The organism is Sphingobium xenophagum, assembly GCF_002288285.1.
In the GTDB taxonomy this organism is placed as follows: Bacteria; Pseudomonadota; Alphaproteobacteria; order Sphingomonadales; family Sphingomonadaceae; genus Sphingobium; species Sphingobium xenophagum.
Map to the genome: position 1 here is coordinate 346902 of NZ_CP022745.1, position 15132 is coordinate 362033.

14 protein-coding genes and 1 pseudogene are annotated in these 15132 nt (G+C 64.6%); 8 read left to right on the forward strand and 7 right to left on the reverse strand.

Features of this window, described 5'->3' with window-relative positions; all coding sequences use genetic code 11:
- Nucleotides 1-19 precede the first annotated feature (19 nt).
- The 8 genes and pseudogenes from CJD35_RS01690 to CJD35_RS01725 all read left to right on the forward strand — a co-directional run bounded on the left by CJD35_RS01690 (nucleotide 20) and on the right by CJD35_RS01725 (nucleotide 6778).
- On the forward strand, nucleotides 20-1597 hold the full coding sequence (locus CJD35_RS01690) for an aldehyde dehydrogenase (NADP(+)) (RefSeq protein WP_017182637.1): 1578 nt from the start codon (nucleotides 20-22) through the stop codon (nucleotides 1595-1597).
- Nucleotides 1594-2513, forward strand: a pseudogene (locus CJD35_RS01695) (Gfo/Idh/MocA family protein). The gene CJD35_RS01690 and the pseudogene CJD35_RS01695 overlap by 4 nt, the downstream one beginning before the upstream one ends.
- A 16-nt stretch (nucleotides 2514-2529) precedes the next feature.
- Complete coding sequence (locus CJD35_RS01700) at nucleotides 2530-3270, forward strand: FadR/GntR family transcriptional regulator (protein ID WP_017182635.1); 741 nt, start codon at nucleotides 2530-2532, stop codon at nucleotides 3268-3270.
- A 121-nt stretch (nucleotides 3271-3391) separates the two neighbouring features.
- Entirely contained in the window at nucleotides 3392-4039 is a 648-nt protein-coding gene (locus tag CJD35_RS01705) for a PepSY-associated TM helix domain-containing protein (RefSeq protein ID WP_026002299.1), read from the forward strand.
- Between the two features lie 11 nt (nucleotides 4040-4050).
- Nucleotides 4051-4575: a DUF2271 domain-containing protein gene (locus CJD35_RS01710; RefSeq protein WP_017182633.1), complete on the forward strand. Its 525-nt coding sequence runs from the start codon at nucleotides 4051-4053 to the stop codon at nucleotides 4573-4575.
- 11 nt (nucleotides 4576-4586) lie between these two features.
- Nucleotides 4587-5459 carry a DUF4198 domain-containing protein gene (locus tag CJD35_RS01715; RefSeq protein ID WP_026002298.1) on the forward strand — a complete coding sequence of 291 codons (873 nt, stop codon included), beginning with the start codon at nucleotides 4587-4589 and terminating at the stop codon, nucleotides 5457-5459.
- A gap of 98 nt (nucleotides 5460-5557) precedes the next feature.
- Complete coding sequence (locus tag CJD35_RS01720; RefSeq protein ID WP_017182631.1) at nucleotides 5558-6427, forward strand: FAD:protein FMN transferase; 870 nt, start codon at nucleotides 5558-5560, stop codon at nucleotides 6425-6427.
- Between the two features lie 27 nt (nucleotides 6428-6454).
- Nucleotides 6455-6778 carry a hypothetical protein gene (locus tag CJD35_RS01725; RefSeq protein WP_017182630.1) on the forward strand — a complete coding sequence of 108 codons (324 nt, stop codon included), beginning with the start codon at nucleotides 6455-6457 and terminating at the stop codon, nucleotides 6776-6778.
- A 3-nt stretch (nucleotides 6779-6781) separates the two neighbouring features.
- Here CJD35_RS01725 and CJD35_RS01730 read toward each other — a convergent pair whose 3' ends face one another.
- The 7 genes from CJD35_RS01730 to CJD35_RS01760 all read right to left on the reverse strand — a co-directional run bounded on the left by CJD35_RS01730 (nucleotide 6782) and on the right by CJD35_RS01760 (nucleotide 15096).
- A complete protein-coding gene (locus CJD35_RS01730; RefSeq protein ID WP_017182629.1) occupies nucleotides 6782-7465 on the reverse strand; it encodes a Fe2+-dependent dioxygenase in 684 nt (227 codons plus the stop codon).
- A 15-nt stretch (nucleotides 7466-7480) separates the two neighbouring features.
- Entirely contained in the window at nucleotides 7481-8251 is a 771-nt protein-coding gene (locus tag CJD35_RS01735) for an energy transducer TonB (RefSeq protein WP_017182628.1), read from the reverse strand.
- A gap of 171 nt (nucleotides 8252-8422) precedes the next feature.
- Complete coding sequence (locus CJD35_RS01740; protein WP_086485753.1) at nucleotides 8423-10720, reverse strand: TonB-dependent receptor; 2298 nt, start codon at nucleotides 10718-10720, stop codon at nucleotides 8423-8425.
- Nucleotides 10721-10781: 61 nt separating this feature from the next.
- Nucleotides 10782-11081 carry a ribbon-helix-helix domain-containing protein gene (locus CJD35_RS01745; protein ID WP_017182626.1) on the reverse strand — a complete coding sequence of 100 codons (300 nt, stop codon included), beginning with the start codon at nucleotides 11079-11081 and terminating at the stop codon, nucleotides 10782-10784.
- The gene (phbB, locus tag CJD35_RS01750; RefSeq protein ID WP_017182625.1) at nucleotides 11081-11803 is read right to left on the reverse strand and encodes an acetoacetyl-CoA reductase; all 723 of its coding nucleotides are present in this window, start codon (nucleotides 11801-11803) and stop codon (nucleotides 11081-11083) included. The genes CJD35_RS01745 and phbB overlap by 1 nt, the downstream gene beginning before the upstream one ends.
- An 18-nt stretch (nucleotides 11804-11821) precedes the next feature.
- The gene (gene hemH, locus CJD35_RS01755; RefSeq protein WP_017182624.1) at nucleotides 11822-12832 is read right to left on the reverse strand and encodes a ferrochelatase; all 1011 of its coding nucleotides are present in this window, start codon (nucleotides 12830-12832) and stop codon (nucleotides 11822-11824) included.
- Nucleotides 12829-15096 carry a molybdopterin cofactor-binding domain-containing protein gene (locus CJD35_RS01760; protein WP_086485754.1) on the reverse strand — a complete coding sequence of 756 codons (2268 nt, stop codon included), beginning with the start codon at nucleotides 15094-15096 and terminating at the stop codon, nucleotides 12829-12831. The genes hemH and CJD35_RS01760 overlap by 4 nt, the downstream gene beginning before the upstream one ends.
- Nucleotides 15097-15132: the final 36 nt, after the last annotated feature.

Genomic DNA, 15132 nt, shown 5'->3' on the forward strand with positions numbered 1-15132 from the left:
CATGAATATGGAGACTATTATGTTCAACGGAGCCATTCTCGTCGGTGCAGGCGAGCGTCAGGGCGGCGATCCATTCCATGCGATCCACCCGGCCACCGGCGAAAAGGGCAGCGTCGCCTTTTCCAGCGCCATGCCGGACGATGTCGCGGAAGCCGCCGCGCTTGCCGACGCGGCGTTTGACAGTTTTTCGACGCTGGCCCCCGACGCCCGCGCCACTTTCCTGGAAACCGTCGCTGACCAGATCGTCGCCATTGGCGACCTGCTGATCGAAACCGCGATGGCCGAATCCGGCCTGCCGCGGGCGCGGCTGGAAGGCGAGCGCGGCCGCACCGTAGGCCAGTTGCGCCTGTTCGCCAGCTATGTGCGGCTGGGTGACTGGCTTGACGCAACGATCGACCCCGCCATGCCCGACCGTGCGCCGCTGCCGCGTGCGGACCTGCGCCGCGTCAACCATTCGGTCGGCCCGGTCGCGGTGTTCGGCGCGTCCAACTTCCCGCTCGCCTTCTCGGTCGCGGGCGGTGACACCGCTTCGGCCTTCGCCGCAGGGTCGCCTGTCATCGTGAAGGGGCATAGCGCCCATCCCGGCACGGGCGAGCTGGTCGCCCGCGCCATCCAGGCGGCGGTCAAGGCGTGCGGCCTGCATGAAGGCGTGTTTTCCTACCTGCCCGGCAACAACCGGGCGCTGGGCGGCGCGCTGGTTGCCGATCCGCGCGTCAAGGCGGTGGGCTTCACCGGATCGCGCGGCGGCGGTGTCGCGCTGATGAAGATCGCGGCCGAACGGGCGGAGCCGATCCCGGTCTATGCCGAAATGTCCTCGATCAATCCCGTCGTCCTGCTGCCCGGTGCGCTGGCCGACCGGGCCGCGGCGATGGGGACGGCCTTTGTCGGGTCGCTGACCATGGGGTCGGGGCAGTTCTGCACCAACCCCGGACTGGTCATCGCGCTGGACGGGCCGGACCTCGACACATTCGTTGCGGCGGCGGCGGAAGCCTTGTCCGGTGCTGCGCCGCAGGTCATGCTGACCCCCGGCATCTACGACGCCTATGAAAAGGGCGTTGCAGCTCTGGAAAGCGCGGAGGGCGTCACCACCATCGCGCGCGGCACGGAAGCGGAAGGCTGCAATCGCGGCAAGGCCGCTTTCTTTGCAACCGATTCGGCGACCTTCGGCGCGAACCCGCTGCTGGCGGAAGAAGTGTTCGGGTCTTCGTCGGTGCTGATCCGGTGCAGCAGCATCGATGAAGTCATCGCCACGATCGCGGGCCTTGAAGGCCAGTTGACCGCAACGCTGCAACTGACGGACGCGGACAGCGCCGACGCAGCCCGGCTCCTGCCCGTGCTGTCGCGCAAGGTTGGGCGTATCCTGACCAATGGCTGGCCCACCGGCGTCGAAGTGACCCATGCCATGGTCCATGGCGGCCCCTTCCCATCGACCGCCGATGGCCGCTCCACATCGGTCGGCACGCTGGCGATGATGCGTTTCCTGCGGCCTGTCTGCTATCAGGACGTGCCGGACGCGCTGCTGCCCGCGGCCTTGCAGGCGTCCAATCCGCTCGGCCTCAATCGCCGGATCGACGGCAAGCTGGTGGTCGCGGCATGACTATCAGGGCAGGTCTGGTGGGGCTGGGCAAAATCGCGCGCGACCAGCACCTGCCCGCAATGGCCAGGACGGCTGGCATCGATCTGGTCGCCATCGCCAGCCGCAACGCGCAAGGGGACGGGGTGCATAATTATCCCGACCTCGGCGCGATGCTGGCGGGCGAGCCGGATCTGGACGCTGTCATCCTGTGCCAGCCGCCCCAGGCCCGCTATCATGCCGCGCGGCAGGCGCTGCTGGCGGGCAAGCATGTGTTTCTGGAAAAGCCACCGGGCGCGACCGTGTCCGAAGTGGAGGCGCTGATCGCGCTGGCCAAGGCGCAGAATGTCACCCTCTATGCCAGTTGGCACAGCCGCTATGCCGCCGCCGTGGCGCAGGCGAAGGCGTGGATAGCGCAGCGCAGGATAGAGCGCATTTCGATCCAGTGGCGCGAAGATGTCCGTCACTGGCATCCCGGCCAACCCTGGATATGGGAGGCCGGCGGCTTCGGCGTGTTCGATCCAAGCATCAATGCGCTGTCGATCCTGACCGAAATCGTGCCCGAACCCGTCACCCTGCTGTCAGCCAGCCTGGAAGTGCCATCCAACAAGGACGCTCCCATCGGCGCGACGCTGGCGATGGCGACCGCATCGGGCGCCCCGATCGACACTGTGTTCGACTGGCGGCAAACCGGGCCGCAGACATGGGACATTGCGGTCGATACCGATAATGGCAGCCTGCTTCTGTCCGAAGGCGGCAATATGCTGCGGTTGGACGGGGAAGTTCAGATGAAAGCCCCGGACGAGGAATATCCCGCCATCGCCGGTTCGTCGATTTGGTCGCCACGCGCACGATTGATGCTGACATCGTGCCGCTGCGGCTGGTAGCTGATGCCTTCCTTTGTGGACGGCATTGTCCTACGGCGATATTCGAGGACTGAAACGGGAGAGAATATAGTGGCTAGCGGGCGCAAGGTCGGATCGGAAGAGAGCGGGCTGCGTATCCACCAGACGATCGCGCGCGATCTGGGCACCGCTATCCTGACTGGCCGCTACCAGCCCGGCGAATTGTTCGAAGGCGAGATTGAGGCGTCCGACCGCCTGGGCGTTTCGCGCACCGCCTATCGCGAGGCGGTCCGCATCCTGATCGCCAAGGGAATGCTGGAAAGCCGCCCCAAGGCCGGTACCCGCGTCCTGCCGCGCAATCGCTGGAATGTGCTGGACCCCGAAATGCTCGCCTGGATGTTCGCGGGCGAACCGGATTCTCGGTTCATCCGCGACCTGTTCGAACTGCGCGGCGTGATCGAACCAGCCGCAGCGGAATTTGCCGCACGCCGCCGCACCGACGAGCAACTGGCGGTGATGGAAACGGCGCTCGACGATATGGGGCGCTATGGCCTTTCCACCCCGGAAGGCCGCGCTGCTGATCAGCGCTTCCACAATATGATCCTGGCCGCGACCCGCAATGACGCGCTGGAGGCGCTGGCCAGTTCCGTAGGCGCAGCGGTGAGCTGGACCACGACCTTCAAGCATCGCAAGAAATTGTTGCCGCGCGATCCCCTGCCCGATCACCGCGCCGTGTTTCAGGCGATCGCCGCGCGCGACACGGCAGCGGCGCGGGCGGGCATGGCCGAATTGCTGCGGCTGGCGCTCGCTGACATGGACATTGCGCTGGTGGAACCGAACGGCGAAGGCTAAGCAGTCCCCCGCCACTCACCATACATTTTGATACAAAATTCTTCCTGCGACTCATTTGCAATTGCGAATCGTTCGCGGTATGCGGTCGACATCCATCCTCGCAGGACCAGTCACCCATCCGATGCACGGAACCGCCCGCCTTAAGCAGCAGCAGAAGAAGAAGTCCGCCAAATCCTTCTGGCTCAAGCAGCTGCATAGCTGGCACTGGATCAGTTCGGCGATCAGCCTGATCGGGCTGCTGCTTTTCGCTTTCACCGGCATCACGCTCAACCATGCCGCCGATGTCGAAGGATCGCCCCAGACGATCGAGAAAAGTGCGACTTTGCCCACCGATCTGCGCAAGCTGATTGCGCCAGATGATGCGCCCGATGCCAAAAAGCCGCTGCCTGCGCCGGTCGCGGCCTGGGTTGAAAAGACGACCGGGCAGCGCGGCGGTGGCGAGGCGGAATGGTCTGCCGACGAAATCTATCTCGCGTTGCCCCGCCCCGGCGGCGATGGATGGGTCTCGATCGACCGGAACGACGGGACGGTGACCAGCGAAGCAACCAGCCGGGGCTGGGTCAGCTATCTCAATGATCTGCACAAGGGCCGCAATACCGGCACGGTGTGGAAATGGTTTATCGACATTTTCTCGGTCGCCTGTTTCCTGTTCGCGCTGACCGGACTGCTGCTGCTCCAGTTGCACGCGAAGAAGCGCCCCAGCACCTGGCCGCTCGTCGCCATCGGCCTGGCCCTGCCGGCAGTGCTGGCCATCATCTTCATCCATTAAGGGGAATTTTCATGCAGATCAGCCATCGCCTGCTGCTGACCGGCACCGCCGCGCTAGGCACGATTGCAGCGCCAGCCACCGCGCAGACGCTGAACCTCTCGGTCGGCATACCGCGCCTGTCGGTGGCTGAATATCACCGCCCCTATGTCGCGATCTGGATCGAAAAACAGGGGGCGACGCCGCGCACCCTGTCGGTCTGGTATGATTATGACATGAAAAAGGGGGAAGGCACCAAATGGCTGCGCGACGTGCGGCAATGGTGGCGCGCTTCGGGGCGGACGATGAGCTTTCCAGCCGATGGCGTGACGGGTGCAACCCGCGCACCCGGCGACAACAAGATCGCTTTTGTCGCGGGCAAGGGTCCGCTCGGCGCGCTCAGCCCCGGCAATTACACGCTGATCGTGGAAGCGGCACGCGAAGTGGGTGGTCGCGAAGTCGTCCGCCTGCCCTTCGCCTGGCCGGCAAAGCCCGGCAGCACCGTCAAGGCGCAGGGCAATGCGGAACTGGGCACCGTCGCCCTGAATTTCGGCAAATAGGGGATAAGATGATGAAAGCCAGACTGATGATCGCGGGCGCCTTGGCCGCCCTTATGCTCCCCGCCGCGGCGCAGGCGCACCGCCAGTGGATGATGCCATCCTCGACCACCCTGTCGGGCAGCGAAAGCTGGGTGACGGTCGATGCTGCCGTGTCCAACGATCTTTTCTATTTCGAGCATGTGCCGATGCGGACCGACGGCATCGTCGTAACCCAGCCGGACGGCAGCATCGGGAAGATCGAAAATGCCGCGACCGGCAAATATCGGTCGACCTTCGACGTGCATCTGACCCAGCCGGGCACCTACCGCATCGGCAGCGTGTCGACCAATATGATGGGCAGCTATAGGCTGAACGGCAAGCAGGAACGGCTGCCGCGCGGCACGACCAAGGACAAGCTGGCCAGTGTCATTCCGGCGGGCGCGACCGACGTGCAGGTCGCTGAAGCGTCCAATCGCAACGAGATTTTCGTGACGCTGGGCGCGCCCACCACCGGGGTGTTCAAGCCGACCGGATCGGGCATCGAACTGGTGCCCGTGACCCATCCCAACGATCTGGTGTCGGGCGAAACCGCCAGCTTCCAGTTTCTGCTCGACGGCAAGCCGGCGGCAGGCCTGAAGGTCACCGTTATCCCCGGCGGCATCCGTTATCGCGATGCGCTGGGCCAGATGGACCTGGTCGCCGATCAGGATGGCAAGGTCGCGATCACATGGCCGCAGCCGGGCATGTACTGGCTGAATGCCAGTGTCGGTGGCGGGCGCGAGGGTGATGGCCCCGGCGGCCCTGGTGCCGGCGCACCGGGCGCATCGCCTGCGCCTGCGCGCCCCGCCGGTCCGCCGCAGCGGCGGGCATCCTATGTCAGCACGCTGGAAGTGCTGGCGCCCTGACCCACGCAGTCCGAACCGCGATCCCGCCCGACCTGTCGCCCGACCAGCTTGCCGGGCGAGCGCGGGCGGGCCGTATCGTGACGTTGGGCGGACCGACCATGGGGACCAGCTGGTCCGCCATGCTGGTCGATCCGCCCGCCAATTGCCAGGCCGCGATCGAGGATGGTCTGGCCCGCATCATCGACCAGATGAGCAATTGGGAGGCAGACTCCGCGATCAGCCGGTTCAACCGAACGCCGGTGGGCGATTGGATGACCCTGCCGCCGGACATGCTGACGGTGCTGCGGGCCGGGCTGGGCATGGCGCGGCTGTCGAACGGCGCCTTCGATCCGGCGATCGGCGCGCTGGTTGATCAATGGGGCTTTGGTCCCGCCGCCCGTCCGCGCCCCGCCCCCTTGATCGATAGCGCGCCATGGCAGGCGATCGAACTGGATGGCGACGAGGCCCGCCGCATCGCCCATGTCGCGCTTGATTTTTCCGGCATTGCCAAGGGTTTTGCGGTCGATGCCATGGCGGCTGGGTTGCGGGCATTGGGGGTCGCCAATTTCCTCATCGAAATCGGCGGCGAGTTGCGCGGCGACGGCGTGAAGCCCGACATGCAGCCCTGGTGGGTCGATGTGGAGCCTCCGCCGGGTCTGGCGATACCCGTGCTGCGCATCGCGCTATGTGGCCTCTCGGTCGCGACATCGGGCGACTATCGCCGCTTCCGCATGGAAGGCGATGCGCGCCTGTCGCACAGTATCGACCCGGCGCGTGGCGCCCCGATCCCCCAGGGGGTGGCATCCGTTACGGTATTGCATGAACATGCGATGCTGGCGGACGCATGGGCCACTACGATCACCGTTATGGGCCCGGCGCAGGGCATGGCGTTGGCCACGCGCCACGCCCTGCCCGCCCGGCTGGTGCTGCGGACAGACGATGGCGCGCAGGAATATATGACCCCCGCGCTCACCAGGATGCTGGAATGAAGGGTGGTGCCTGACGCCAAGGCTGCTATGCGGACGCCCATGCACAATCTTTCCGGAACCGTCTCCGTCGATGGCGACATATATGAATGGGAACTCCGGCGCGAGCCGCAATGGAGCGATGCCGAGGGCTGGAAGGGCATGACCATCGCCCTGTCACAGCAGGATTGCCAGCGCGGCGCGGTGCTGGAATTTCCGCCGCCCAAACGCCTGCTCAAAGGCTTGCAGCGCGGCCGCCTCCAGATCAACGACGCCATTGTCACCAGGGGCATCCGCGCCGCCTTGCTGGCGGGATGGGAGCCTGCATCGCGCGGCAAGCCGATGATATTCACCGTCGACGCGGACGGCAATTAAGCGTCAGCTTTCGGCCCAGCGGCGCAGCAGATTGTGATAAACGCCGGTCAGGCGGATCACCTCCCCATGCTCCTGCCCAAGCGTCCCGCCCAGTTCCTGTACGCTGCGATCCAGATCGAACAGGATTTGCCGCGCGGCATCGTCACGGATCATCGACTGGAGCCAGAAGAAGCTGGCCACGCGCCGCCCGCGCGTGACCGGCTCGACCCGGTGCAGCGACGATGAAGGATAGAGGACGGCGTGGCCCGCAGGCAGCTTGACGCTCTGCACCCCGAAATTGGTTTCGATCGTCAGTTCGCCGCCATCATAGGCGTCCGGCTCTTCCAGAAAGACAGTCATCGACAGGTCGGACCGGACGCGAAAGCCGGTCCCGGCCTGAATGCGCACCGCATTGTCGACATGGACGCCGAACGCCTGCCCGCCCGCATAGCTGTTGAACAAGGGCGGGAAAATCTTGAGCGGCAGCGCGGCAGCTATGAACAGGGGCGATCGGCCCAGCGCATCGAGCACCATCTGCCCGGCCTGCTTGGCGGCGGGCGCGTCTTCCGGCAATTGCAGATTATGCTTGGCCAAAGCGGATTGCGGGCCGGACGTGACGTTACCGTCCACCCATTCCGCGCCGTCGATCAGGGCGCGGATCGCGGCGACACCAGCGGCGTCGATCAGGTCGGGAATGGCAATGAGCATGACTGGGGCCGCGTTTCAGGCTGCTTCGCTGCGCAGGACGAAGGGAATTTCGACCACGCCCTTGACCCGCATCGGTTGACCGTTGCGGACGACCGGCGACCAGCGCCATTTGCGCACCGCGTCGCGCGCCGCTTCGTCCAGCCGGGCAAAGCCGCTGCTCTGCGATATGGCGATGCTGTCGACCGCGCCGTCGATCCCAAGTGTCAGGGTCAGCACGACCGTCCCTTGCTCCCGCTTGCGACGGCTTTCGATGGGATAGCGCGGCGGCTTGCCCGCGATCATCTGGGCGCTCAGGTCACCGCCCTGGATCAGGCTGGGCGGGGCTGGCGAAACGGCAGCCGGTGATGGAGTGGGCACGGCCACGACAGCGCGTTGGGGCGTGGGCACCGGCACCGGATCGGGCGTGGTCTGCACAGTCTGGACCGGCGGCACCGGCGTCTGAACGATCGGCGGCGGCGTCACGATTTCCGGAGTCGACGGCGGCGGTGGCGGTGTTTCGGCGGACGGCGGTGGCGGGGGTGGCGAAAGATTGACCACCGTCAGCTTGGCTTCCTGCATCCGCTGGACATGGCTGCGGACCTGGACCAGCGCGGCGATCAGCAGGACATGGAAGATCAGGATGGCCGCGATGACCGGAATATTGGGGCGCGAGCCTGCGCCATAGCGACCGGGCGCTGGCCGTTCCTCCGGTTGCGATCGGGCAAGGCCGATGGCGGACGGGCGATCAAAATCATGCGACAGGTCGGTCGGGAAATCGTCGGCTGGCCGACTTGCAGCATGGAGCATGGCAGCGCCTTCCTTCCCTTGATCCGATGCCTATCTCGATAACGCGAACCATAATGCGAATCAATTGCGTTATTTACTTATTGGCGGACGGGCGGCGACCCGAGGAGGATGGAGTGTATCGCCGCCCGCCCGCTCGCCCCCGGCAAGGGACAAATGCCGGGGGAACGGAGTTTACAATTTATAACCCAGCGTCAGCACCCACGAACGGCCTTCGCCGGGATTGGCCCAGCCATTGTTGCGGATGCTGGTATAATATTTTTCGTTGGTGAAGTTCTGGACATTGAGCTGCGCGCTCAGCTTTTCCGTGATGGGGTAGGACAACATCGCGCGATGGACCAGATAATCGTCCGACTTGTACATCGTCGCGCCAGTGATGTTCGAGAGATACCAGCTGCCCTGATAGGTCAGGCCATAGCCAAGTTCGAGGCCGAAGGGCAGCGTATAGGTGGTGAACAGGCTGCCCGAATGTTTCGGATTGTTGGTCATCGGATTACCCGCCTGGGTATCCACCACGCCCTGCGATTTCTGATAGTCCGAAATGCTCTGGATCACCTTGGTGTCGAGATAGGTGTAGTTGGCGAAGATCGTCCAGGCGTCGGTGATGTTCCCGGTTGCGCCCAAGGTGATGCCGTTCACCCGGTTGCGGCCGTCGTTGACCGGCAGGTTCCCGATTAGCGGATCGTTGCTGGCGACGCGGTAATTGGTCCGTTCGTTGCGGAACACCGCGGCGGTCAGTTGCAGCTTTGCATCGAACAGGTCGATCTTGCCGCCAACCTCGTAATTGACGGCCTGTTCGGGCTTTGCCTCGCATGGGTCGTTGAACAGGTTGGCCTCCGCCGCCAGCCCGCAGCCAGCACGGACGGTCGTTGCCGTGGGGTTCTTGCTGTTCCCGTAAGCGACGTAAAGGCTGGCATTTTCCGCCGGTTTGTAGACCAGCCCGATACGGTAGGAGAAGAGGTTGTCGGTCGCGTTCTGCGACCGGCCAGTGGTATAGGCGCCACCTGCTGCCGGTGTGGCAATCGTATCCGCACGGAAGCGGGCGCGATTATGTTCGTAGCGGACGCCGCCGTTGATTTCGAGCTGATCGACGATCTTGACCGCGGCGAAAGCATAGGCCGCGATGTTGAACAGGTCGCCATCCTGATGACCGGAACGGATCGCGTTGACAGGGCCGGTATAGATGGCGTTTGGATTGCTGATGCTGATCGGATCGAGCACCGGGTTGGGCAGCGCGCCGCCAGCATTGCGCAGGACGTTGCCGTTATCCAGCGCATAGTCTTCCTGCAGCATCGACGTGCCGAGCACGAGCGAATGGCCGCCGGGAATGGTGAAGGTCAGATCGAGCTGGTTATAGAGCGTGTCGTTGACGGAGTTGCGGAATCCGCCGCGCGGGCCGCTGGGATAATAGGTGCCGGGCACCTGTCCCGCAGCGCAGGCCACGCCGGTCTGGGTCTGGCCGTTGGCAAGGCAATAGGTGCCCTGTGGCGGATTGACGATCAGCTTCTGTTCGACCCGCTGCCAGCGCGACAGGTTGCGAACGGCCAGGAGATCACTGAAACGATGGTCGAAGATGGCGGTCGCCTGATCAATCGTCTGATCCTGACGATCCAGATTCCTGTAGCCATAATAGCCGCTATAGCGCGCGCCGGGGAGGATGCCGTCATAGAGCGCGTTCTTGTAATAAGGCACGCCGTAGAGCGGCGTATTCTTGTCTTCCTGATGCGTGTAGAGCAATGTCAGCGAGGTCGGGCCATCGACGCCAAGCTTGACCGACGGCGCGACGCCCCAGCGCTTGTAGCGATCGACATTGCGGGCCGGCACGTCATTTTCATGATACATGGCGTTCAGGCGCACGGCGATGAAATCGGACGCGCGGACATTGCTGTCGATGGTCGCCCGATAATAGTCGGACGTGCCGACGCCTGCCTGAACCAGCGTTTCGTCATAGCCCTTGGGCCGCTTGGTCACGATGTTGATATTGCCGCCGATCGCACCGGAACCGCCAAATACGGAGTTGGAGCCGTTGGTGACTTCGATCTGTTCGACATTGAAGGGATCGGTGCGGCTATATTGCGCGCTGTCGCGGACGCCATCGATGCTGATGTCGGTATTGGCGCTCTGACCACGCAGGTTGATACTGTCGCCGTAGCCGCCGCCACCTTCGCCGGCGCCAAAGGTGATGCCCGGAATGGTGGACAGAACGTCGCGCAGCGTCAGCAGATTTTGCTTCTGAATTGTCTGGTTGCCGATCACCGTGATCGTCTGGGGCGTGTCTAGCAGCGGGCGGACATATTTGGGTGATTCCGCCTTCTCGACCTTGACCTGGGATTCATCGATCGCCGTGTCGGTGACGGTCATGCCGCCCAGCTTTGGGGCGGGCGCTTCCTGGGCGTGGGCGCCCGTCGCGAAGGCCATGGCGCTGACGCAGCCAAGGGCCAGGAAGGACGAGCGTGACAGTGAGTTGGACATATGCAGCAAATCCCCTTTGAAGTTGGGATGCTGCTATTGCGAACCTTTCTCAGAGTCAACGCTATTGCGAATAATTATTATCTTTGTCGCAAATCGCCCGCGCGAACAGCCAGCAACGGATCGCGCTCGCCAGATTGGGCGGATCAGGCGCGCCCATGCGGGCCAGGTCTATGCGGGCGATAAGGGCGTTGAGCGGTAGGCCGTCGCGCTGCGCATGATCGCGCAAGGCGTCCCAGAATATGGGTTCCAGACTGATCGCGGTCTGGTGCCCGGCAATGGTCACGCTGCGCTTGACCGGCGGGGCAAAGGGCGACGCCAAGGGACCATCATCCGGCCCATCCGAGGCGTCGCCCGTCATCATCAATACATGTGCTGGCCGCCATTGATCGACAGCGTGCTGCCGGTCACAAAGCCGCCATCCTCACTGCAGAAGAAGGCGACGCCGCGCGCGATTTCATGCGCCTGGCCCAGACGTCCGACCGGGATTTTCGCCACGATCTTTTCCAGCACGGCAGGCGGCACCGCGGCAACCATGTCCGTGTCGATATAGCCCGGCGCGATGGCGTTGACGGTCACGCCGACTTTCGCCCCTTCCTGCGCCAGCGCCTTGGTAAAGCCGTGGATGCCCGATTTGGCGGCGGCATAATTGACCTGGCCATATTGGCCCGCCTGCCCGTTGATCGACCCGATATTGACGATCCGGCCCCAGCCGCGCTCACGCATGCCGGCAAAGGTCGCCTTGGCCATGTTGAAGCAACCGCCCAGATTGATGCGCATGACTTCATTCCAGTCGTCAAAGCTCATCTTGGCCAGCACGCCGTCGCGGGTGATGCCTGCATTGTTGACGACGATATCGATCGGCCCAAGTGCATCAGTTACCGCCGCGCAGCCATCCAGGCAGGCCTGATGATCGCCGACGTCCCATTTGAAGGCTGCGATGCCGGTGGCTTCGGTAAAGGCCTGCGCCTTGGCTTCATTGCCGGCATAATTGGCGGCCACAGTATAGCCCATGTCACGCAGCGCCAGGCTGATCGCCTCGCCAATGCCGCGTGTCCCGCCCGTCACGATCGCTACTCTCGACATATGCGCATCCTTCCCTACTTAACCGGCCTGGTTTATCCAGCCCGAAAGCTCACGGCCCAACAGCCTCTGATACAAAGTGATAGCCGGGGCAGACGCGTTTAGACAGGGCAAATAGGCAAAATTTTCACCCCCTACGGACAAAAAAACCTCTTTCGCGCGCAGGGCGATTTCCTCTAGAGTTTCAAGGCAATCCGCCGAAAATCCCGGTGTTGCCACAGCAATGTTTCGGACACCGTCCTGTACCAATTTGGCGAGGGTGGATTCGGTCTCCGGCTCCAGCCATTTGGCCCGCCCGAAACGCGACTGAAAGCTCATATGCACGGGCAGCGAAAGGGCTTCGCGCAGCAGGCGGACGGTCTTGACCGACTGGCAATGATAGGGATCGCCCAGATGCAGGGTGCGTTCGGGCATGCCATGGAAGCTGGCGAGCAAGGCGTCGGGGGAGAAGTCGAGTTTTGCGATGCTGTCTTCGATCGAGATTTTGAGCGCGGCGATATAGGCCGGGTCGTCATGATAGGGCGGCAGGGTGCGGATGGCCGGTTGCCAGCGCATGGCCCGGAGCGCGGCAAAGGCGGCGTCGTTGGCGGTCGCGGTGGTCGCGCCGCTATATTGCGGATAGAGCGGGCCGAGCAGAATGCGATCGCATCCGGCCGATTTCATGGCGGCAAGACGCGAGGCGATCGACGGATTGCCGTAGCGCATCGCCCAGTCGACGACCACGCCCTCACCCATCGCCGCCTGCATCGCATGGGCGGTATCGCGGGTGTGGAAGGCGAGCGGCGATCCCTGATCGGTCCAGACCTGGCTGTAGGCATGGGCGGATTTTTTGGGCCGGGTCGTGAGGATGACGCCGCGCAGGATCGGTTGCCAGATCAAGGGCGGGATTTCCACCACGCGGCGGTCGGACAGGAATTGGGCGAGATAGCGCCGCACCGATTTCGCGTCGGGGGCGTCGGGCGTGCCGAGATTGATGAGGAGGACGCCGACTTTGGGCGCGGGGATGGCGGGATGGTCCGGTGGCAGGGTCATGTCGTTCCCAGTAGCGGCAGGCTGCGCAAACGCTGACCTGTCCATGTGTACAGGGCGTTGGCGATGGCAGGCGCGACCAGCGGCGCGGCAAGATCCGTCACGCCAGCGGGCGGCGCGGTGCTGCGGATCAGTTCCACCGTCACCTCGCCAATGTCGGAAAGGCGCGGCAGGTTCATGCGGCCCAGTATCGCGCGGGTCGGCAGGCCCCGTTCATAGGGGACGGATGCGCCCATGGCATAGGCAAGGCCATAGATCAGCCCGCCTTCTATCTGTTGCCGGGCAATGTCGGGATTGACCTGATCACCGACATCGACGGCGGCGATGATGCGGCCCACGCTCAGCCGGTTGCCGCGCACGGCGGCCTCCACCATCACGGCGGCATAGGCGCCGTTCATCATATGGGTGGCGATCCCCTGCCCGCTGCCCGCGATGCCGCCCTGCCATCCGCCCATGGCCGCAGCGGTGGAAAGGCAATGGGCGAGGCGCGGGTTGCCGCCCAGCATCTGGATGCGGAAGGACATGGCCTCCATCCCCGCCAGATGGGCGAGTTCGTCCACGAAGCTTTCGGTGAAGAAGGCGCTGTGCAGATGTGCGTTGCTGCGGGTGAAGCCGAGCGGAAGGCCGACATCGCAAGGATAATGATCCACCGCCCAGTTGGGGATGGCATAGGGCGGCACCATGCCCGCGACAGCCAGACGGCTGGCCTTGTCCGCCGATGCAGCGGCCGCTTCGTGCGGCGGCGCGCCATCGGCAATGCGCGCCCAAGTCTGCGTCATGGCGCAGGGGGCCGCAACCTTGGCCAGCCAGCCTTCTATCGCGCCGTTGCGGCCAAGCTTTGCCGCCATGCGGGCATGGGCTGGCGCAGCGGGGCGATCCTGAATCACATCTTCCAGCCGCGACCAGAGCAGTTGTACCGGGCGACCCAAATCGCGGGCGATCAGCGCGGCCTGAACCCCGGCGTCCCAATCCATCTTGCGCCCGAAGCTGCCGCCGGCATGGAGCGGATAGAGGGCGACGGCGGTTTCGGGCAGGCCCAGCGCATCGGCGATGGCGGCGCGGGCAAGGCCGGGCGCCTGGGTCGCCAGCCAGACTTCCGCGCCGTCATCGCTAACACGAGCGGTGGCGCAAAGCGGTTCGAGAGCGAGATGCAACCCGGCGTCGACCTGATATTCGCTGGCCAGGATCGTCGCGCCTTCGAACACCGGCAGCAGGTCGCCCTGCGCATAGAGGCGGCGGCCCGATGCGCCGGAAAAGGCGGCCTCCAGCGCGTCGTCGATGGTTGCGCTGCTGACCGGCGTGCCGCGCAGGGTGAATATGGGATCGGCCAGATCCAGCGCCTTGTTCGCCGCCCACCAGTTGGTGGCGACGGCGGCCAGCCAGCGATCCTGACGGATGAGCTTGATAAAGCCGGTGACGCCGCTGGCGGACCGTTCGTCCAGCCCGGCAAGGATCGCGTCGCCGATCGGCCCCTGCCGGATCGAGGCATAGACCATGTCGGGCAGGCGGATGTCGGCGGCGAAATTATGGCTGCCGTCAATCTTTGACGGGGTATCGAGCCGGGGCAGATCCTGTCCCGACAGGCGCCCGTCCTGCCCCTGCCGCAGCGGCAGGATGGCGGGCAGGTCGAAGCCGACCGCCTGTTCGACCACATCGCCGATCTTCATCCGCCGGTCGCCGCCATCGGATATGAGGCCGTTCTGGATGTCGCAGCTTTCCCAGGGGATGTCCCAGTTCGCCGCCGCCGCCTTGCACAACAGGATGCGGGCAGCGGCCCCGGCGTCGCGGCAGGCGTCGTGGAACATCGGGACGGAGGTGCCGCCGCCCGTCAGCATCAGCGCGTTGCGGGTGGCATATTGGCCCAGCGCCCAATCCCCCGCGTCGCCCAGCAACCGGGTCCAGTCATTCGCCAGCCATTCGCGGGCCAGCAGGCTGTTGGCGTAGAGAGGGCTGACCGGCGCGCTTTGCACCGCGACGGTGCGCCAGTCCGCGCCCAGTTCGTCCGCGACGATCTGGGGCAGGAGGGTGGTGACGCCCTGCCCCGTTTCGGTCTGCGGCACGATGACGATGATCTGGCCCGACCGATCGATCTTCAGGAAGGCATTGATGATCGTTTCGCCGGGCGCGGCATTGAGGTTAGGGGCATAGCGGCGCGGCCAGGCAGCCCAGGCGATGAGCAGCCCGGCCGCCGCGCCGCCGCCGACCAGCAGCGTGCGCCGGTCAATGCCCTTGATCGGGCCTGTTTTCTTTCGCGGGAAGCGCGCCATAGCCGCCTGATAGAGAGGGCAGCGCAGGCTGGAAAG